General features: G+C 39.3%; 14 protein-coding genes and 1 riboswitch. Of the genes, 13 read left to right on the forward strand and 1 reads right to left on the reverse strand.

Annotated elements, in window-relative coordinates:
* Positions 1–647 precede the first annotated feature (647 nt).
* The 13 genes from AACZ87_RS03405 to AACZ87_RS03465 all read left to right on the forward strand — a co-directional run bounded on the left by AACZ87_RS03405 (position 648) and on the right by AACZ87_RS03465 (position 19,596).
* Entirely contained in the window at positions 648–1,496 is an 849-nt protein-coding gene (locus tag AACZ87_RS03405) for an alpha/beta hydrolase (protein ID WP_339864859.1), read from the forward strand.
* A gap of 184 nt (positions 1,497–1,680) precedes the next feature.
* Complete coding sequence (locus tag AACZ87_RS03410) at positions 1,681–2,745, forward strand: arabinan endo-1,5-alpha-L-arabinosidase (RefSeq protein WP_339864861.1); 1,065 nt, start codon at positions 1,681–1,683, stop codon at positions 2,743–2,745.
* A gap of 1,020 nt (positions 2,746–3,765) precedes the next feature.
* Positions 3,766–6,840, forward strand: a complete 3,075-nt coding sequence (locus AACZ87_RS03415; protein ID WP_339864863.1) for a TonB-dependent receptor — start codon at positions 3,766–3,768, stop codon at positions 6,838–6,840.
* A gap of 11 nt (positions 6,841–6,851) precedes the next feature.
* A complete protein-coding gene (locus AACZ87_RS03420; RefSeq protein WP_339864865.1) occupies positions 6,852–8,699 on the forward strand; it encodes a RagB/SusD family nutrient uptake outer membrane protein in 1,848 nt (615 codons plus the stop codon).
* A gap of 13 nt (positions 8,700–8,712) precedes the next feature.
* Complete coding sequence (locus AACZ87_RS03425; RefSeq protein WP_339864867.1) at positions 8,713–9,390, forward strand: DUF3823 domain-containing protein; 678 nt, start codon at positions 8,713–8,715, stop codon at positions 9,388–9,390.
* A gap of 243 nt (positions 9,391–9,633) precedes the next feature.
* Positions 9,634–9,746, forward strand: a riboswitch (TPP riboswitch).
* Positions 9,747–9,776: 30 nt separating this feature from the next.
* Entirely contained in the window at positions 9,777–10,403 is a 627-nt protein-coding gene (gene pnuC / locus AACZ87_RS03430; protein ID WP_339864869.1) for a nicotinamide riboside transporter PnuC, read from the forward strand.
* Complete coding sequence (locus AACZ87_RS03435) at positions 10,381–11,454, forward strand: acyl-CoA dehydrogenase (protein WP_339864871.1); 1,074 nt, start codon at positions 10,381–10,383, stop codon at positions 11,452–11,454. Before pnuC ends, AACZ87_RS03435 begins: the two co-directional genes overlap by 23 nt.
* A 218-nt stretch (positions 11,455–11,672) precedes the next feature.
* Complete coding sequence (locus AACZ87_RS03440) at positions 11,673–13,175, forward strand: rhamnogalacturonan acetylesterase (protein WP_339864873.1); 1,503 nt, start codon at positions 11,673–11,675, stop codon at positions 13,173–13,175.
* Between the two features lie 57 nt (positions 13,176–13,232).
* Complete coding sequence (gene rhaM / locus AACZ87_RS03445) at positions 13,233–13,550, forward strand: L-rhamnose mutarotase (protein ID WP_339864875.1); 318 nt, start codon at positions 13,233–13,235, stop codon at positions 13,548–13,550.
* 10 nt (positions 13,551–13,560) lie between these two features.
* On the forward strand, positions 13,561–16,341 hold the full coding sequence (locus AACZ87_RS03450) for a glycosyl hydrolase (protein WP_339864877.1): 2,781 nt from the start codon (positions 13,561–13,563) through the stop codon (positions 16,339–16,341).
* 259 nt (positions 16,342–16,600) lie between these two features.
* A complete protein-coding gene (locus AACZ87_RS03455; RefSeq protein ID WP_339864879.1) occupies positions 16,601–18,025 on the forward strand; it encodes a hypothetical protein in 1,425 nt (474 codons plus the stop codon).
* 2 nt (positions 18,026–18,027) lie between these two features.
* Complete coding sequence (locus tag AACZ87_RS03460) at positions 18,028–18,216, forward strand: hypothetical protein (RefSeq protein ID WP_339864881.1); 189 nt, start codon at positions 18,028–18,030, stop codon at positions 18,214–18,216.
* 102 nt (positions 18,217–18,318) lie between these two features.
* Positions 18,319–19,596, forward strand: a complete 1,278-nt coding sequence (locus tag AACZ87_RS03465) for a sugar isomerase (protein WP_339864883.1) — start codon at positions 18,319–18,321, stop codon at positions 19,594–19,596.
* Between the two features lie 73 nt (positions 19,597–19,669).
* On the opposite strand, the gene AACZ87_RS03470 is transcribed toward AACZ87_RS03465, so the two are convergent.
* A complete protein-coding gene (locus AACZ87_RS03470) occupies positions 19,670–21,733 on the reverse strand; it encodes a hypothetical protein (protein ID WP_339864885.1) in 2,064 nt (687 codons plus the stop codon).
* Positions 21,734–21,768: the final 35 nt, after the last annotated feature.

Genomic DNA, 21,768 nt, shown 5'->3' on the forward strand with positions numbered 1-21,768 from the left:
TTCTGAATCTCAGAGCGGGAATCGAACTTGTTGTGATTAGTTCAATAATATCAATTCAAACCTTCAGACTATGTAATTAATAGGAAAAGGAAAACTTTTCAATTTTTAGTCAAATTAGGCTGACTTGATTTTGATGTAGTTTTAGTGAATTGTAGAACTTGGAGTATGAGTTGCTAATTTTGGATTTAAAAAGGATAGAGTAATAAATCTACTCCGATTTCTATTGTCAAAAAAAGTATAAATAATTTCGAGAAAAATCTTTATTAATTCAGTTTGGAAATCTGAATTTTTTAATTCCAAATAGAGATTAATAGAAACTTTAACGATAGCTGAAAAAATGGCCAATCTGGCCAAAAAATTTATTAAGTAAACAGACTATATTAAAAGTAAATTTTAAATAGTTTGAGATTGGGTTCAAGTATATTAAGAGGTAGTAGATTGTTCTACTACCCCTTTTCAACCAGTTGTAATAATTTCTTTCTGTGCACCTTATTTATTTTAATAGGGGCTAAAAGTTACAGCCAAAAAAATCCCACTATTTGTTTTGTTAGGAAGTTACCAACAATGCATATTTTAGAATAAAATGTGTACTGTAAGGTATCGTCTTATACATAATAAACCCTGAATTGACTAACCCCAAAATAATCATGTTCAAAAAGTACCTGCAATTAACTCTGCTGCTAGTGCTATTATTTTCTATAGCTACAATAGCGCAAGGTCCTAAAAAAGATCCTAGTGTAACTTTTGAGTACGGAGCTATATCTATTACAAAAGATATTGTTTATCGTGAAGGTGAAAGTAATGCTTGGAAACTTGATCTAGCCACTCCCAATGATCTCGGGTCCGACTTACGTCCCGCCCTTGTGATAGTACATGGAGGTGGATGGTCAATGGGCTCTAAGTCTGTGGATGTATACCAAAAAATGATGGTTGATTTTGCCGAGAAAGGATATGTTACGATCAACGTAGAATATAGATTAACAGGAGAAGCGGGCTTCCCAGCCTGTATCGAAGATGTAAAAAATGCTGTTCGCTGGCTACGTGCACACGCTGAAGAATTACGTGTAGATCCTGAAAGAATCGGAGCTTATGGTCATTCGGCCGGAGCACACCTAGCTTTAATGCTAGGCATGACTTCAGAGAAGGATGGATTAGAAGGTGATGGAAGTTATCAAGAATATTCAAGTCATGTAAATGTGGTAGCTGCAGGTTCGCCACCAACAGAATTGGGTCGTGAAACTCCAATGTCCAGACCAATCTGGTGGCCAATAGGCTATATTTCAGCTGACCATCCTCCTATGCTTTTAATTCAGGGCACGGAAGATCCGGTCGTAAAACCTGTGCTCACGCGAGATTTTGTAACCAAGATGAAGGACGCAGGTGCGGATATAGAATACCTAGAGGTAGCAGGTGGTCATGATGTGGCATATTCTAGCCAACTCGAAGTGACTGATCCAGCTATCGAGAAGTTTTTTGGCAACTATCTGAAGCCGTGACAATGTGATTTAAACAAATTCTAAGAGACAATACTTAAGTAAATAATAATCAAATAGATATAAAAAAATTTTCTTCTGTTATTCTTTAATTCACGACTTTGAAAACCACATTTCCTATTTATTGATTTTCTACTGATTGAAATAGTTACTTGCTCTATTTAATCTTCTTAACCCTACTACCCAAATGACTAATTCTATTCAAGTAAACTATAGACTAATTCAAAGTTTTCGGAGCTATCCAAAATTAGTTCTTTACCTATCTTTCTTTTTATTTGTCTACTTGCTTTCTGCCACTGGACTATTGGCTCAACGTGTCCAAGATGATAGTAAAGGATTAATTGTACACGATCCCGTGATGATGAAACAGGATAGTATCTACTACCTATTTATGACTCACGGTGGAGTGGCAAAAAGTAGTGATTTAGAAAATTGGACAAGAATTGAACCTCTTCCAAGAAATTTGGAATGGGTGACAGACGATATTGTTCCCGGATATAGGGGAGGTTTCTGGGCTCCAGATATTCAATTTTATGATGGCCTCTATTACTTATATTATTCACCTTCTGCCTTCGGAAAAAACACTTCAGCAATTGGAGTAATGTCCAATAAGACTTTGGACCAACAAAGCGCCGACTACAAATGGGAAGATCATGGAATGATAGTGCAGTCAATACCTGGTAGAGACTTTTGGAACGCCATCGACGCTAATGTGATTTTTGTAGAGGATGAATCGGAGAAAACTACGGGATGGTTATCCTTCGGTTCATTTTGGGGAGGATTGAAGTTAGTGAAACTTGCGCCGGACATGAAATCATTAGCAGAACCTCAAGAGTGGTACGGTATTGCTCAGCAAGAGCGCACCTTTGGAAGACCTGACGATAATGGAGGAAATGGAGCAATCGAAGCTCCCTATATTTATCAGAGAGGAGAATATTTTTATCTTTTTGCTTCCATAGACTATTGCTGCAAAGGCCTGAATAGCACCTATAAAACAATCGTTGGTAGATCCAAGGATATCCGTGGTCCCTATTTAGACAAGGAAGAAAAACCTATGTATGCAGGTGGTGGTGAATTAATCGCAGGAGAAACGGGTAAATATGCAGGTATTGGTCACTGCTCAGTGTATGATTACGATGGCAAAACACTGTTTGTAGCTCATGGATATGATAAAGAAGACAACGGAAAATCCAAACTGGTTATTAAAGAAATAGTTTGGGATGAAGAAGGTTGGCCAGCTATAAATTTATAACTTTTACAGTTAAAAAGTATATAGCTTTAAAGAAACTGAAATGAATAATTTATTATTTTAAAAAAAAATATTAATTTTCTCAACTAAAGCCAGATTACTACTGGTGTCTTTTGATAAATATTCGTAACAAAATAATTCAATTTATGTTACTATTATTAAATACCTACTTTAAAATAGATTATTAATATTGAAAAATCAGTAAAATTTAAGGAGATAGACCCAAGGTAATTTTTATGCACTTTCTAGAAAAGTGAAATCATCTCTCATCTCCATGTGTGATAGCTAATACTGCTATCTAGTTCGAACACTTTTGTTCAATTTCCCCCATTTAAACTTATTGATTTTCATCTCTATTTGGAAGTATTCCAATATTAACTTGACGAAATATTCGAGCCAAATTATGATTTATCAACTTAATTAATTGTCATAAAACAGTAAATAATAGGTTTCATACAGTTAGTTTTTATAATCCTATATTAATAAATTAGTATCAAGTAAATAGTAAAGTAAAAAAAGATTACGCTTTGTCACAAAACGAAAATTAACCCTTGGCTTACCTTTGGGAAAAAGATTCGTCGAGTGAAAAATCTGACCGTCCCTTTTTAAATTATTTATTTAACTAAACCCAAAAACCAATGTCTAAACACTTCATGCAGGTAGTATTTACCTGTACGCATGGCTTTCTCTGAAAAGCTCTCAACAAAAATTTCCAAAAGCCCCAACAAAAAGCTTTAATTAGCTGCTTATCAGCAGATTAATCTAGTTTCATTATACATCTAGAAGTCCTGTTCTTTTAGGAATCTTCTCTACTGATTTTGAAATTTGTATTAGTGGTACTTGACTAAATTAGTCAGGGTAGAATCTTATTGATTTTAAAATAATATTTATTTCAATCTAACACATAATAATATGAAATGTAATTCTTTACAAAAGAGTGCCTTTTTTATCTGTATGTTGTTGTCATGTTTTATAAGTATCTCCAAGAGTAATGCTAATGAGTTAGAGCCAGCAAATACTTCAATGGACGATATGGCAATCGATGTCAGCGGTACCGTATATGATTCTAAAGGCTTACCACTACCAGGGGTCACTGTCATGGTAAAAGGAACCACAACAGGAGTCTCCACGGATTTGGATGGCAGGTTTTCCCTTTCAGTACCCAGTTCAGAGAGTATTTTGATGTTCACCTTCATTGGATTTAATACGCAAGAGATCCAAGTAGGAAACCAATCGACTTTTACTGTAACCTTAACTGAAAATCTAGCTGATCTCGAAGAGGTTTTGGTTGTAGGATATGGAGTACAAAAAAGAGGAACCATAACAGGAGCTGTCAGTGAGGTGAAATCCGATGATCTTTTAAGAACACCTGCTGTCACCACTTCAGGTGCTTTGGTAGGTAAAATGCAAGGAGTAACTGCAAGGCAAACTGATGCGAGACCAGGTGGAAATACTACCATTCAAATTCGAAACATGGGAACGCCTTTATTTGTAATTGATGGAATACCTTCAGATGCTGCGCAATTCAACAACCTAGGACAATCTGACATTGAGAGTATTTCAGTATTGAAAGATGCTGCAGCTGCTATATACGGTATGCGAGCTTCTAATGGAGTGGTACTGGTGACCACAAAAAGAGGTGGCCAAAATCAAAAACCTGAAATTACCTTATCAGGATATTATGGCCTCCAGAACTTTACCAGATACCCACAGCCTGCCAATGCTTACCAGCACGTAAGAGCAAATGCTGAGTCAGAAGTTAACCTGGGAGGAACACCTACTATTAGTCAGGAGGATTTAGGAAAATGGCAACAGGGCACTGAAAAAGGTTTTCAGAGCTTTGACTATTATGATTTCATCATGAAGCCAAACGTCCCCCAATCCTCATTCAATGCCAGTGCTACTGGCGGGTCTGAAAACACCAAGTACTTCTTTTCTCTTTCACATTTGGGACAAGATGCACTTATCGATGATTACCTATTCCAAAGAACCAACTTTCAGTCGAATATCGATATGACGTTGGCAGATGGCTTTACGGTAGGTACTCAAATAAGTGGTCGTCTGGAAAACAGGGAACAAGTCGGCGTACCGGGTTTGGATGATTATTTCAATCCATTCTTAAGTATTTTCACTATGTGGCCAACTGAAAGACCCTATGCGAATGACAATCCTAATTACGTAAATGGAGATGTACACAATATCAACGTGAACCCTGCCACCTACACCAAGGAAGTTACAGGATATGTCAATGAAGTAAATAGAGCAATCAAGGCTAACTTCTTCGCTCAATATGAGTTTGATTTTGGGCTTTCTTTAAAAGGTACTTACTCTTATAGTTTTAATAATTTTGATTTTGATGGCTTCGAGTATACTTATGATGGTTACATCTATAATGAGGATACTGACATCTATGAAACTCGTCCCGAATGGGGAAACCAAAATCCATGGAGAGAAAGAAGAAAGCGTAACACTATCGATCAAGTAGCTCAATTTCAGGTTAACTACAGCAAGAAATTTGGAGATCACTTCGTGTCAGCTATTGGTGTATATGAGCGTTGGAAAAACAACTCAAACTACATGGTAGTACATACAGTCCCCCCTAACAATTACATTCCTATCATGTCTTTTGCCGATCAGGATGTATTAATTGATGAGATCTATCAGGAAGCCAGAGAAGGGTACTTAGCTAAAATAAACTACAACTATAAGGAGAAATACCTCTTAGAAGTTTTTGGAAGATATGACGGAACCTTTCTTTTCGATGAAGAGAACCGTTATGGTTTCTTCCCAGGAGTATCTGCAGGATGGCAAGTGTCCAATGAATCTTTCATGGACAATGTCACTGGTAAGGTTTTAAGTGGCTTGAAACTTCGTGCTTCATGGGGTCAAACTGGTAGTGATCGATTTATAGGAAGTAACAATTTTATTGTCGACCCTTTCAGCTATTATTCTGGCTACAATTTCATTCCAACAGCAGGAGGTAGTGCAATATTGAATGGTTCCTTTGTTCCGGGAGTTGATCCAAGAGGGATACCAGTAAGAAATCTATCCTGGATCGTCAATACCAATATCAACTTTGGTTTAGACACTTATTTCTTTGATAATAAGTTGTTTTTACAAGCCGATATTTTCGAAAGAAGAAGAACTGGCTTACCGGCTGGTCGATATGATGTATTGCTTCCTACGGAAGTTGGGTACACCCTACCTTCTGAAAACCTAGAGTCTGATGCTCACCGAGGAATTGAAGGTATTATTACATACGCGAGTAACATAGGAGACTTGAATTTCAGTATCAGTGCAAATGCTACCATTTCCAGATTGAAAATTATAGATCGATACAAGCCTAGATTTGGAAATTCTTGGAATGAGTATCGAGATGACCAAGAAGACCGATGGGCAAACATCAACTGGGGATATGAAGTAGAGGGAAGATTTGAAAGTCAAGAGCAAATAAACAATCACCCAGTCAACATTGATGGTCAAGGAAACAGAAACTTATTACCAGGTGATTTAATCTACAAAGATGTAAATGGTGATGGTCTGATAAACGGCATGGATGAGCGTCCTATCGGATTTGCTGAAGGATCAAACCCATACATGAGTTTTGGTATCAACGGTTCTATGAACTATAAAGGGTTTGATCTCTTCTTCGGCTTTGCTGGAGCTTCTATGCAAACATTTAACAGAAACTGGGAATTGAAATATCCATTCCAGAATAATGGTACTTCTCCAGACTTTATGTTTGAAGACAGATGGCACAGAGAAGATCTTTATAATGCTGACAGTGAATGGATTCCTGGACACTATCCAGCAATTAGAAGATTTGGAGCAGATCACCTGTACAATAGAAAGAGTACTTTCTGGTTGACCAACGTGAAGTACATGAGACTGAGAAACCTAGAATTAGGATACCGTCTATCTCCCACTGCTTTGGATAAAATCGGAATCACTGCACTACGTGTGTATGCAAGTGGCACAAACCTATTCTCTTTTGACAATGTGAAGGAATTTGGAGTTGACCCGGAAATCGGTGCTGCAAATGGACTGGTGTATCCTCAACAGCGTTTGTTCACCTTTGGATTTAGCGTCACCCTGTAAACCCTAGACTTATGAAAAAATTTAATATTTATATTATAGGCTTAGCACTAATAGGTGCTGTAACTACGTCTTGTGATCCGGATTATCTGGAGCTTGAGCCACCAAATATTCTGCTTGATGATCAGGTTTGGAATGACACAAAGCTAGTTACAGGAGTCCTTTCTAATTACTATGATAGACTCCCTACCCACACTAGTTTAACAGGCGGTTGGGCAGATTTTGCCGCCTATGATGAAGCAATGTGGTCAGGATATTCAGGAAATGATGGATTAAATAACATTGGTTCCTATGGCTTTAATCGCTGGCAATTATGGGATTACGGATTGATTAGAGACATTAATCTTTCAATCAACAAGATAAACACGATATCTGAACTCCCTGAGAATCAAAAAACACAGTTTCTAAGTGAACTTCGTTTTATTCGTGCTTATGTTTATTTCGAGCACGTAAAACGAATGGGCGGAGTCCCAATCATCACGGAAGAATTAATTTATGACTTCAGTGGAGATCCAACTTACCTTCAATATCCTAGGAATACGGAAGCTGAGGTTTATGATTTCGTCATTAGTGAAATGGAGGAGATCATGCCAACTCTAGGTAACAATGGTAGCAATAGCAGGGCAAACAGATTTACTGCACTTGCATTAATTAGCAGATCTGCACTATACGCAGGTTCAATAGCTAAATATAATTCAGCGATGAGTGCTCCCATTAGTTTGCCTGGAAATGAAGTAGGCATAGATGGATCACGTGCTGAAGGCTATTACACTAAATCACTGGCAGCATCCAAAACTATTCTTGCTGAAGGTGGATATAGTCTGTATAATTCTAATCCAGACTTAGGTGAGAACTTCTATGAAGCTGTCATCAACAAAAATGGCAACTCTGAGGTAATTTGGGCACAGGACTTTCTACTTTCTGCTGATAAACGCCATGGTTTCACCTATGATAATGTAGCCAGATCAGCACGCGAAGATAACTTAGGCTCTTCAGCTATTACTCCTGGTCTTAGTTTGGTAGAAGACTTCCAATATTTAGATGGAAGTTCAGGAGAGTTAAAAATCCGCACAGCTGATGACTCTGACTACATTTATTATGATGAAGCAAGTGACATATTTGCAAATAAAGATGCCCGACTTTACGGTACAGTTATTTATCCAGGCGCTCCATTTAGAGGTCAAGAGATCTTTATGCAAGCCGGCGTTATGGCATGGAATGGCAACAGTTATGATAGAATTGAATCTGATGGATTAGCTACTGAATATACAGATGGTGGCGTCTTAGTTGCAGCTGGCGGGCCACATAGATCTATTCAAGAAGTATCAAACACTGGCTTCTATTTAAGGAAATATGTTGACAATGCCGTTGGAGCAAGTACAAGAGGTATCCGAAGTGAAGTGTGGTGGGTAAGATTCAGGTTAGGAGAAATTTATCTGAATGCTGCAGAAGCCGCACTGGAACTTGGTCAGCCTGAAGCTGTAGGATATATCAATACACTTAGAGAAAGAGCTGGATTCGGCCCCAATAGCTTAAGTGAGCTCACAATGGAGGATGTAATGCATGAGCGAAGAGTGGAATTGGCCTTTGAAGATCATGTAGTCTGGGATTACAAAAGATGGAGAGTGGCACACGAAAAGTGGTCAGGTAACCCAAATAATCCTGAAAGCATGATTTATAGTCTTTACCCTTATCGGGTAATTCGTCCAGGTGACCCACGGGATGGTAAAATAATATTTATCAAATCTGTGGCGCCTAGATTCCGCGCACCGAGATTCTTTCAGATGGGAAACTATTATTCTGAGATTAGTCAGGGCGTCATTGACGCTAATCCGAAAATTGTAAGAAACCCATTCCACTAAAACAGGAAACGCTATGAAATTAAAATCAATAAATACTTATTTGATCCTTCTGATAGGCCTTATAGTAGCCAGTTGCGAGTTTGATAACTTCGAAGAACCTAAATCCACACTTTCCGGAAGAATAGTCTATAACGATGAGCCTTTAGGATTAAGAAGTAACGGTGTACAACTGGAACTTTGGCAGAGAGGATATGACCTATTCCAAAAGATACCAGTATATGTGGCTCAGGATGGTACATTCTCAGCTGTGGTTTTTGATGGGGATTATAAGATGACTTTAATCAGAGGAAATGGTCCTTGGATGGACAGAACTGATTCTGTAGATGTTCAAATTAGAGGCTCAAAAATGATTGACGTAGAAGTACAACCCTATTTCGTTGTCAACAATACAAGTTTTAGCGTGAATGGAAATTCTCTATCGGTAACTTTTACACTTGAGAATACTAATAGCGGTCGAGAACTAGAGTATGCATCCATATACATGGGGAGAACCATGCTTACTGATGCCGTTAGAAATGATGGAGTTTATCGCTTACCTATGGACCAAGTTACCTTTGGCACACCTATTACAGTCGATATTCCAATCCCAAGCGGGTTGGCTGGAAGAAGCGAGATATTCGTAAGAGTGGGTGCTAAAACACAAGGTATCGCAGAACTCGTCTATTCACAAGCACAGAGTAATACATTGTAAATCTTTAGCATAGGGGTACAATGGGAAGCCAGTCGACGAAAGTTGACTGGTTTTTTTTTGCTCATGCAACTGATTATTCAAACAGCCTGAAAATTCGAAATGAAATCTGATGATGTTGGTTTAATAATTCAAGTGAGCAAAAAAAATTAATATATGTAACTCCTGATACCTTCTTCCCTTTGGTTTGAAACTTTTTTGACCTTAATTTTTCTTCCGAACGAAATATAAATTTCTATCTTAGCATCATCAATTAAGGGGTGCCCTAAAAGTTACGGGCTGAGATCATACCCATCCCGATTTATCGGGAGCACCTGATCCGGGTAATGCCGGCGTAGGGACTAGATTACTGTTCTCCCTTTTTTGAATAATCTTAAAACGTTATTCAAATGTTATTTTCTATTGACCTGAATCTGCTCGCCGAGCAGATCAAAGCCACCAGTTTACTGGAATGGATTGCTGTGAGTTTTGGAGTCACTGAAGTGCTTCTTGCTCGCAAAAATAATGTCTTACTCTACCCTGCTGGAATTATTGGAATTCTGTGTTCAGGCTTTCTGCTCGTGGATGCCAAACTCTATGCAGAAACTTTACTCCATGCCTACTACCTCGTCATGAGTATTTACGGCTGGGCTATGTGGAAAAATCGCTCTTCCAGCGGAGCTTCTTCTATCTCCAGAAGTACGGCAAAAGAACAGAAAATCACTTGGGCCATTGCTTTACTAGGCTGGGGATTTCTCTATTTTATGCTCACCAATTTCACAGATTCGGATGTGCCAGTGGTTGATGCTTTTGTTTCCTCAACGGCCTGGGCTGGTATGTGGCTTTTGGCCAAAAGAAAGCTGGAAAATTGGATTTGGCTGAACGTATCGAATATTATTGCCATTCCCTTGCTCTTTCATAAAGACTTGATTTTAATCTCATTACTTACCATTTTCCTTTTCATCGTAGCTATTTTCGGCTACTTCGATTGGAAAAAAGAACTGGACCAACCCAATGCAAAACTCAAAACTGTTTAATCAGGAACTTGCCCAGGAGGCAGAAAAATTGGGACAGCTTCCAAAAGAGTGGCTGACAGAAATTTATGCTAAAAAGTACTTTAAGCTTTTCGTTCCAAAAGATCTAGGAGGACTGGAATGCACCTTACCCGAAGCGCTAAAAATCGAAGAGAAATTGGCAAAGCTGGATGGAAGTTTGGGCTGGACCGTGACTCTATGCGCAGGCGCAGCTTGGTTTGTGGGTTTTATGGATGAGTCAGTGCGCAAAGACATTTTTCCTGACGAAAAACTCTGTCTAGCTGGAAGTGGCTTTGTAGGAGGAAAAGCCGATAAAATCGGAGAAAACTACCTGATTTCGGGAAGCTGGACCTATGCTTCGGGAGCTTTACATGCCACACATCTTACTGCCAACTGTGAGATTTATGAAAATGGAAAAGCTCTTCTCGATAAAAAAGGAAAGCCAGTCGTAAAAGCATTTGTACTGGATAGAAAAGACGTGGAGATTCTTGATGGCTGGAATTACATGGGAATGATCGCAACCGGAAGTCATGCTTTTAAATGCGAAAACTTAAGCGTTCCTCGAAGTCGCTGCTTTGAAATCCTTCCCAACAAAGCTCAACTCAACGCTTCAGTTTACCAATATCCATTTTTGCAATTTGCTGAAACTACACTGGCGGCAAATATTCTAGGCATTTCCAAACACCTAAAAGAATTGATAGAACAGTCTTTCTGGAAAAGACATGAGTATAGAAAGTATGATAAAAAACACCTGCACTACTTCCAAGATCTTCTAACTAAACAAGATAAAAAGCTTCAAAAACTCAGAGATGAATTTTATAGTCAAGTGAACTCATCTTGGGAAGAACTGGAGCAAAAGGGCAAAATCTCTGATTCAAGATTAAAGAAAGTCAGCAAAATCAGCCGTAAACTTACCCAACAGTGCAGAGAGATAAATGGAAAACTTTATCCATTCTCCGGTTTGGAAGCTGCAAAAACTCACACAGAATTGAATCGGGTATGGCGTGATTTTAATACTGTGGGACAGCACGCCTTGCTGATATTTCCATTTTAGCCAAGGTTAACTGATATTTTCCCGCAGACCTGCTCAGATTTATTTCGCAGGTTCGTGCAGAGAATTTTCTTTTTAGGTTTCAACTGTTTACAATCAAATTTATAGGCAATTCGATCAAATACACCTTTAAAAGGTAAGCACAGGCAGGTTGGTCAACTATTCTTCCTTACATTGGGTCAGTAAAAGACAGCGATTGTTATTGCAAACCCTTCTAACAAATGAATAGTAAAGCAGCCCTCAAAACCTTTTCAATCCTTGTTCTAGCACTACTTTTTACTGCCTTTCATCAATACAGAGATGAGAAGAAAACTCTCTACTTAATTGGTGATTCTACAGTTAGAAATGGTGGAGAAGGCAATTTGCAACGAGGTTGGGGAAATGTACTTCAGGAGTTTTTTGATAGCACAAGACTTGAAGTAAGCAACCAAGCCATGGCTGGCAGAAGTACCCGAACCTTTACCAAAGAAGGCCGATGGGAAAAAGTTCTAGAAACCTTAAAGCCTGGGGACTACGTAATTATGCAATTTGGTCATAACGAAGGTTCTGTTCCTGATACCACAAAGGCTGGTTATAGAGGTGTGTTACGCGGATTGGGAGATGAAACCAAGGAACTCATCTGGCCAGATGGAACAAAAGAAACTGTACATACCTATGGCTGGTATCTTGAAAAGTTCATCACCGATACTAAAGCTAAAGGAGCAACTCCTATCGTGGCATCCATGATTCCCCGCAATAAATTTCAGGATGGAGATGTAGAAAGAGCCAATCACGACTTTGGGAAATGGGCCAAAGATGCAGCAAGAAGACATGCCGTTCCATTCATTGACCTCAATTCAATAGTTGCGGATCAATATGACAAATGGGGTCAGGAAGTCGTAAAAGGACTTTTTGAACGAGATCATACCCATACCAATGAAGCTGGGGCGAGAATCAATGCTTGGTCAGTTACGGAAGGATTGCGAGATCTGAAGAATTGCGATTTGAAAGATTATTTAAAAAAGGGTAAGCCCACGCTATTTCTAATTGGTGATTCTACGGTGAAAAATGGACAAGGTGATGGCGCGGGAGGACTTTGGGGATGGGGAGATTTTATCGCTCCATATTTTGATGGAGAAAAGATCAAAGTGCAAAACCATGCACTTGGTGGAACCAGCAGTCGAACCTTCCAAACTTATGGGATGTGGCAGAAAGTTCTGGACAAATTAGAGCCTGGAGACTTCCTGATCATGCAATTTGGTCACAACGATTCAAGCCCGCTTGACGATGAAGCCCGTGCTCGCGGTACAATCAAAAGTGCTGGTTTGGAAGCTGAAAACATCTACAATCCAATCACAAAAAGTCAGGAAACAGTCTATTCCTATGGCCAGTATTTACGCCAGATGATTTTGGCAGCAAAAGCCAAAGGCGTCACTCCTATTGTCTGCTCGCTAATTCCTAGAAATAGCTGGAAAGATGGCAAAGTTGTCACTGCTGAAAATGATTATGGACTTTGGGCAAAACAAGTTGCCGAAGATACCGAAACCGCCTTTATAGATCTCAATCAATTAGTAGCTGATCAATATAATGAGCAGGGTGAGGAATATGTAAAAGCACATTATTTTAACGATACCGATCACACACATACTATAGAAGAAGGAGCAATATTGAATGCTAAAATTGTGGCAAATGCCATAGAAAGTCTAAACGGAATAGCACTTAAAGACTTCTTAAAAAATGAATAACTTTTAATTCTATAACTCCGAATCCTTTTTTTTATTAACGTACAAACTCAACCCAAAATGCCTCAAAAACTAGCCTTTCGGATGAAACTGATTCCAGGTTTTGAAGAAGAATACGAAAGAAGACATCGAGAGATTTGGCCTGAATTGGTCACTTTACTCAAAGACACAGGAATCATTGATTATCAGATATTTTTGGATAGAGAAACTTCTAACCTTTTTGCCTTTCAGGTAATAGCAGGAGAAGCAAATTCTCAGGATCTTGGAAGTACCGAGATCGTCCAGCGCTGGTGGAAATACATGGCTGATATCATGGAAACTAATCCTGACAACTCTCCTATTTCCGTTGCATTGCCGAATGTTTTCGACCTACAATAACCCTTTACCAATGCTTTCAAAATCCAAATACTTCCTACTCCTTTTTCCCATCCTAGCATTTTTAGGCTTTCAACTATTAGATACAAAATCCCCTGCTTCAGCTGAATGGCCAGAGATCACTCAAACGGCCAAACCTTGGACTCGCTGGTGGTGGATGGGAAATGCAGTAGATGAAAAAAACCTCTCCAAACTGCTGGAAACCTATCACGATGCAGGACTTGGCGGTGTGGAAATCGCTCCTATCTATGGAGCAAAGGGCTATGAAGATCGATACATAGACTTTCTTTCTGAAGACTGGCTGAGCATGTTAGACTTTACGGTCACGAAGGCTCATTCACTTGGAATGGGAGTTGATATGACCCAAGGCACGGGCTGGCCATATGGTGGACCCCAAGTAAGTGTGGAGAATGCCGCAACTCGTATGGTGATTCAGGATTATGAAAAGGTAGATGGTCAACCGTTGTCAACTCCCATTACATTCCAAAAGAAAAAAGAAAATCCATATGATGCTGAGCTTGTAGCAGTAATGGCTTACGACAAAAACTTAAATGTAAAGGATATCACCTCATATGTAAATGCTAGTGGGCAACTTGATTGGAATGAATCTGGAAACTATCAGATCAAAGCTATTTTCTTAGATAAAACAGGTCAAATGGTAAAACGCGCAGCTCCAGGCGGCGTTGGCTTCACGCTTGATCACTTCAGCAAATCTGCGGTAGATTCATACAATGAATATTTTGAAAAGGCATTTGCAGGAAAGAATTACGGTTTCCGTTCTTTTTATAACGACAGCTTTGAAGTCTATGGAGCAGATTTTACGAGTAGTTTATTTGAAGAATTCAAGAAGCGAAGAGGATATGATTTGAAAGAGTTTCTTCCATATCTAGAGAGTGAGGAAAACACGGAGATAGTGCGTAGAGTAAAGTCCGATTATCGGGAAACTATCAATGATCTCCTATTGAATAATTTTACTAAGAACTGGACTGATTGGGCTCATAGTCAATCCAAACTCACCAAAAATCAAGCACATGGATCGCCGGGAAACCTTCTTGATCTCTATGCCGCAGTTGATATTCCGGAATGTGAGACTTTCGGATCCAGTTACTTCCCTGTTCCTGGACTGAGGAGAGACAGCGCAGATATCAGAAATGTAGATCCTGATCCTATTATGTTGAAGTTCGCCTCTTCTGCAGCTCATTTGACAGGCAAAAACCTAGTTTCCTCAGAGACATTCACATGGTTGGGAGAGCATTTCAAATCCTCATTTTCACAGATGAAACCTGAAGTGGAGCAGGCGTTTTTGGCAGGGGTAAATCACATTTTCTATCATGGGGTCACTTACAGTCCTGAAGATGTCTCCTATCCGGGTTGGCTTTTTTATGCATCGCTGAATCTTACGCAACAAAACAGTCTTTGGCCACATTTTAAAGGCTTTAATGATTACATAGCTAGATCACAAGCCATTTTGCAAGCAGGTCAAGCAGACAATGAATTGCTGATTTACTGGCCAGTTTACGACGTTTGGGCGGAGCCAAAAGGCAAAATGGAAATGATCACGGTTCATGCTGTCGATGAATGGTTGCATCCAACGGAGTTTTACAAGCAGTCGAAAAGCTTAATGGAAGCAGGTTATTCCCTCGATTTTATCTCGGATGAAATGATAGCAAATTCAAACGTGAAAAATGGGCACATTCAAACCTCTCCTACTAACTCAGCGAAAGTGTTACTCATTCCTGAGACTGAGTTTATGCCTTTGGAGACATTGGAGGATATCTTGAAATTAGCTGAAAATGGTGCGAAAGTTATCTTTCAATCTAAGCCAAAATCAATCCCAGGCTATCATTCTGACCAAAAGTCAAAACAAGCGGAATTTGATGCATTATGGGCTTCAATAGCATTTCAAGATGGAAAAGTAAACTTTGGAAAAGGCCAGGTCATTTTGAATAGAAACTCTCGTGCAGCTTTGGAAAGCTTAAAAATCAACAGAGAAAAGTTGGTGGATTCTGGACTTGATTTTATTCGTAGAAAAGTTGCTGACGGCACCTATTATTTCTTGGTAAATCACAGTGCAAATATTATTTCTCAAAGCATTTCTCTAAATGCGAAAGCAGGAACAGTGATGATAATGGATCCACTGACCGGAAAAACGGGTACACTTCCTACCACCTATAATTCAGAAAACACAACTGTTTCCATCTATTTAAAATCAGGGGAATCCATTTTTCTGAAGACTTTTGAAGATAAAGTAAACTTAGCTATTCCTGCTTGGCCTAACTATTCCCAATCATCAAAAAGCACGGACATTTCGAATAACTGGAAACTTACTTTTACCCAAGGCCAGCCAAAGCTACCAGCAGCACAAACCATGGAAACAATCAAACCATGGACAAGTACAAGTGATGCAGAGGCGGATGACTTCTCTGGTCAGGCAAGCTATACCAGTGAATTTGAATTTAAAAAGGTAGAAGGCAAGCAATACTTATTGACAATTGATAAGGTCTATGAATCTGCTAAAATATGGATTAATGGAGAGTACGCAGGGAATATCTGGAGCATTCCGTACCAATTGGATGTCAGCGAGCAATTGAAAAATGGCAAAAATTCAATCAAAATAGAAGTTGCAAACCTAATGGCTAATAGCATTCGCTATCTGGATAGAAATGGAATCGAATGGAGAAATTATCACGAAATCAACTTTGTGAATATAGATTACAAACCCTTTGATGCCAGTAACTGGAAAACTATGCCATCGGGATTAGAAGGAAAAATTCAGATTTCAGAATTTGAGTAGGCTTTTGGATATTCAATTGAGTTTTGAATTACTATTTCTGAGTTCAACCTACAAAAGGATAAAACAAAATAGAATTTGCTCAACTCTCTCATACAGGCTGCTTCGGTCTTCTGTCTCCCGTCTTCCAGCCAGAAAAGCAAAGAAAATAAGTAACTGACATCATTTCGCAGTATTATATTAATAATACACACCCATATAGCACAGGATACATGAAACTGTCCTCTAACCTAATTTCATCTTTAAGCCCAAAAGAAAATCAATGTCTGAAAAACAAAATCTTAAACAACGGCTCGAAGCTGTAAACGAATACGAACGTACTCCCATTCCGAAAAACAAGCTTAAAGGCTGGAAAAGCTTTATAGGAACCTATGCCGGTGAGCATACCGCAGGAACTGAGTTTGTATTAGGCCCACTTTTCGTAGCTCATGGAGCTTCTGCTGGTGATCTGGTGAGTGGTCTGATTGTTGGAAATATTCTCGCCATTCTAAGCTGGGCATTTTTCACAGGAAAAGTAGCTGTGAAGACCAGAACTACATTGTATTATCAATTGGAGAAAATTGCTGGAAATCGATTTACCATGATTTACAATGTCGTAAATGCAGCTTTATTCTGCTTTCTGGCAGGTTCTATGATAGCAGTCTCAGCCACAGCAGTTGGAATTCCTTTCAATCTTCCTATGCCCTCTCTCACTGATGTCTATCCAAATAGTGTAGGTTGGATTGTCACAGTATTTGCGATTGGTACTATCACTACTTTTGTAGCCATGTTTGGCTTCGGTGTGATATCAAAATTCGCCAATATCGCAGCACCATGGATGATTATGATCTTTATCGCTGCAGCAGTGGGCGTACTTCCTAGATTAGGAATCACCTCATTTTCTGAGTTTTGGCCGGTAGCAGACAGTACAATTTGGAATGGAGTTCCTTTAGAAGGTCAAAGCAAATTCACCTTCTGGCATATCATGTTTTTTGCTTGGTTTTGTAACATGGGCATGCATATAGGTATGGCTGATATGTCACTTTTGCGCTACGCAAAAAAATGGACCTATGGCTTTTCATCTGCAACAGGCGTTTTCTTAGGCCACTTCATCGCTTGGATGGCCTCTGGAATTTTGTATTCTCTTTTTCTATTGGAGTCAAAAGGCAGTTTAGTATTTGCTCCTGGCCCTATTGCTTATGAAGCAGCGGGAATAGCTGGCGCAGTTTGCGTAGTGATCGCGGGTTGGACTACTGCGAATCCAACTTTATATCGCGCTGGACTCGCTATCCAATCTATCAATCCGAAATGGAAAACCTGGAAAGTGACTTTGTTTGTAGGATTGATAACAACAATCGCCGCTTGTTTCCCCGCTTTGGTGATGCAGTTATTGGAATTTGTTGCGCTTTATGGATTGATTTTGATGCCACTTGGAGCCGTGATTTTCTTAGATGTATTTGTCCTGCCAAAAATGGGACTTGCCAGCAACTATGCAGAATTGACCAAATCACATTTCAATCCGGCAGTAGGAATTACTTGGGCCATCTCGCTCATTTTCTGTTTAGGTTTGAATATTTATGGAGGAGTTGAAATCTTCTTCCTAGGACTTCCTGGCTGGTTTGTAGCAGTGGTTGTTTACTTGATTGCTTCAAAAGCTATCCAGAAAAAATCAACGAATGTCTCTCCTACTATTCCGTTAACCTACTGATTGTGAAAAATATACTAAAAATAATACCATTCGCTGCTTTAGCATTGACACTTATCCCTTCCTTTCTGGTTTTGAAGGGTAGCATTACTCCTGAACTTTCCAAAACCCTGATGCTGATCGGCACCATAATCTGGTTTGGCACTGCCTCCTTTTGGATGAATAAGTCCGAAGAGGAAGAAGTGGAAAGTTGAATTAAAGTCCAGCTTCTGGAGAAGCAAGACATCAAATATATTCACTATTACTCTGTGTACTCCGCGTGAACTCCGTGTCCTCTGCGGTTAAAATCTAAAACAATGAAACTTACCCTAGATCAAATACAAGCTCAAAATACTTCTCTTAGCGCCGAACACACAAGAAGCTTCGACTTCCTCGCAGAAAGCCTGGACAAAAAAGGTAACAACATAGAAGACCTGATTTCCAAGCTTCAAGCCTTACAAATCGCAATACCTAGTTGGGCACTGGGAACAGGAGGAACACGATTCGGGAGATTCTCCGGAGGCGGAGAACCTGCTACTTTGATTCAGAAAATTCAGGATGTAGGAATTCTTCATGCGTTAAACCAATCGAGTAATGCCGTTTCCCTGCATATTCCCTGGGATATTCCATCAGATTACCAAGCGATAAAAGATAGTGCATCAGAGGTTGGAATAGGCTTCGATGCTGTCAATTCCAATACTTTTCAAGATCAAGCAAACCAAGCACATAGCTATAAGTTTGGTTCTTTGGCGAATTCCGACACTGCCGTCCGTGAATTAGCTGTGGAGCATAATAAGCAGGTAATAGAGATTGGAGAGAAACTGGGTTCCAAAGCACTAACCGTTTGGCTAGCTGATGGCAGTAGTTTCCCCGGTCAGCATAGTTTGAGAAATGCGCTTGAAAACACGCATTTATCTCTTCAGGAAATCTATAAGGATATACCCGAAGACTGGAAGCTCCTTATTGAGTACAAACCTTACGAACCGAACTTCTACAGTACAGTGATTCAGGATTGGGGAACGTCTTTTCTCCTAGCTAATAAGCTTGGTAAAAAGGCTTATACGCTCGTAGATCTAGGTCACCACCTTCCAAACACGAATATTGAGCAGATTGTAGCGACGCTAATGACTGAAGGAAAACTGGGTGGATTTCACTTCAATGACTCTAAATACGGAGATGATGATTTGACAGTTGGAAGTGTAAAACCATATCAATTATTCCTGATTTTCCAGGAATTGGTAAAAGGCTTTAGCGAAACGAACAATCCCCCACTTTCCTGGATGATCGACGCCAGTCATAATCTAAAGGATCCAATGGAAGATCTGATTCAATCTGTTCAAGCGATCAAACTTGCCTATGCCCAGGCGCTTTTGGTAGATAGCAAAAATCTAGAAGCTGCTCAGGAAGTCCATGACGTGGCAGGTGCTCAGGAGATTTTGCAGCATGCTTATAGAACAGATCTTCGTCCATTACTTGCCGAAGCGATCCGCAGATCAGGAGGAGCAATTGATCCAATTAAAGCTTTCCGATCACTTAAAGTAAGAGAAACTCTAATTGAAGAAAGAGGCTTAAAATCAATAGCTTCTGGGCTTTAATAAATAGTAGATTTCAGAACAAAACCAAAGTTCTTCCATCCCTAACCTTTTATTTCTATCACTGAAAATGAGGTTAGGGATTCATTAGCAAGGAAAGGTCTAATTCATAAATTAGGGCATTCCCGTTTTGTTTGACATAGTAAAACTTCCCATCTACATACACTAGTGTTTGCGGAAACAAATCGTAATTATTCGATTTGCCTAAGTATTTTACAGTAAGGCTGACAGGATTGAACAGGTAGAATTCATTGCCATTGCTTAGATAAACTCCTTCATTTGATGAAAATGCTTTAAAGTCTACATCAAATTTGGCTGGGAAGGAATTCATGAAATCCCAGTTGTTTGTCTTTGAATTGAAGCGCTCGAGCCTATCCAAAAATAAATCCTTCGCTGCATCATAATATTGGATGAAGCGATAATTTCTTCCCTGCCATTCAAAGTTCTTTCCAACCCCATAAAGGTCTGGTTCGACCAACTTCTCTCTTTTAAGCAATTCCCATTCTGAGTTATAGAGTCCATTCCATGCCCATAATTCTTGTACATAATCATATCCCTCAGTATAGCTTACTTCATAATACATCCGATCGTCCTCGACAAAGGAACCAGTCACCCTTCCACTCATGGGTAGATAGCCCACTGTAGTGCTTTGTCCCGTGAGAGGATTGTACTCAAATAATTCAGTGTAATTGACTAATCCATGAAACTGAGGTTCATTTGAATAGTAAAATTTCCCATTCAATGAAGCCCTGAATAAACTGGGCTGATTAAAGCTATTGTGAGGTTGTCCTAGTTGTGAGGAGCTTTTCGTAGCAATATCATATTTATAAGAGGAGGTATTAGAAATGATATGCATTTCCTTTCCATAGGCAAATGCTAAAGCTTCATCAAGCAATAACTCATCTCCGGATGAGTTCACATAGCTGATTGGGAATGCAGGAGTATTATAAGTAATTTCCAGTGGTACTTTTCCTTTAACCTTCTGATTGTATCCATACAGATTGAATTTCCTGCTCTTTATAGGCCCTTCCAGATTAAAAGAAAATGAAATCGATTCTGGGTCTGCCTGAGTCACATAAGTCAATACCTGACCCGGAGTATCGATTATTAATTGATTTCCACCCTTAACAAAAGTGTTAAAGTCTTTGGCATTCACTGTTATCGTTTCGTTTGGGGTAGTAATTAGACGTTTCTGTCCAGGGGCAAATTCTGAAGTTCGAATCTTGATATGTCGAGTAACGTAGTTGCTGTCTCTTATGTAAAAACCCAAGGTGGGTTCGTTGGTATTGGGCACAAAGTTGGGACTAAAGGAAATAGTGTCATGTGAGACATTATGCAGCGTGTAATTTCCATACAACTCCGTTTCTTCCTCAGCATGCATAGAGAGAAAAATCCAATACAGGTACTTCCCTGAAAGTTTCCAGACCTCAGACATGGAGACCTCTGTATATTCCGGAAATTCCGCTGGTCTAAATCTAAAGTCTTGATATAAATCACTATGCACTTTATTTATCCTGAGCTTCATTTCAAATCCATCCTCCCTATAATTGCCGCCAAAAGGCACATCTGTAGGAATGGTATAGCTAAAGCTGCTGTCTGTTAGATTAAAAAGATCGGCATTGATCAGGTCATATTTGACATTGATACTATCCAGACTATTAGGTAGATATTTTCCGACAATGGTCACAGTATCGCCGAAATAGAGCAATTCCGGGAAGATGCTTCTTACGTACTTAAAGCTAGGAGGATCACCTCCTACAAATTTAAAAACAGGAGAATAAGTAATTCCGATCTGCGTGCGAACAAATGCCTGTAGGTAGTAATTTTTCCCTTTTTCCACGATCTTTTCGAAAGACAAATCGAAACTTTGGCCAGGATTCCCCTCCGCTTGAAAGATCTGATCTCCTGAATAATAAAGAATAGACTCGTCAGAAAACAGAAACCCATGTTCGAGTATAGGCAGAGAGCCACTTTCTTCTAATTTCGCGACTACTTCAAAAAGTGCAGGTTCAATCTCATTGACTCCAGTAATCACCAAAAATGGATCTACTAAAGGCTCTTCCTCGTTATCTTTTTTGCAGGAAAATAGTAGCGTGCTTACTAACAAAAGCCTGAAAAGTTGATTTCTAGTTGTATTCATAAAGGATTTTCTAGAAGCAATCAAATGGTAGGATT

The organism is uncultured Algoriphagus sp. (assembly GCF_963974365.1).
GTDB lineage: Bacteria > Bacteroidota > Bacteroidia > Cytophagales > Cyclobacteriaceae > Algoriphagus.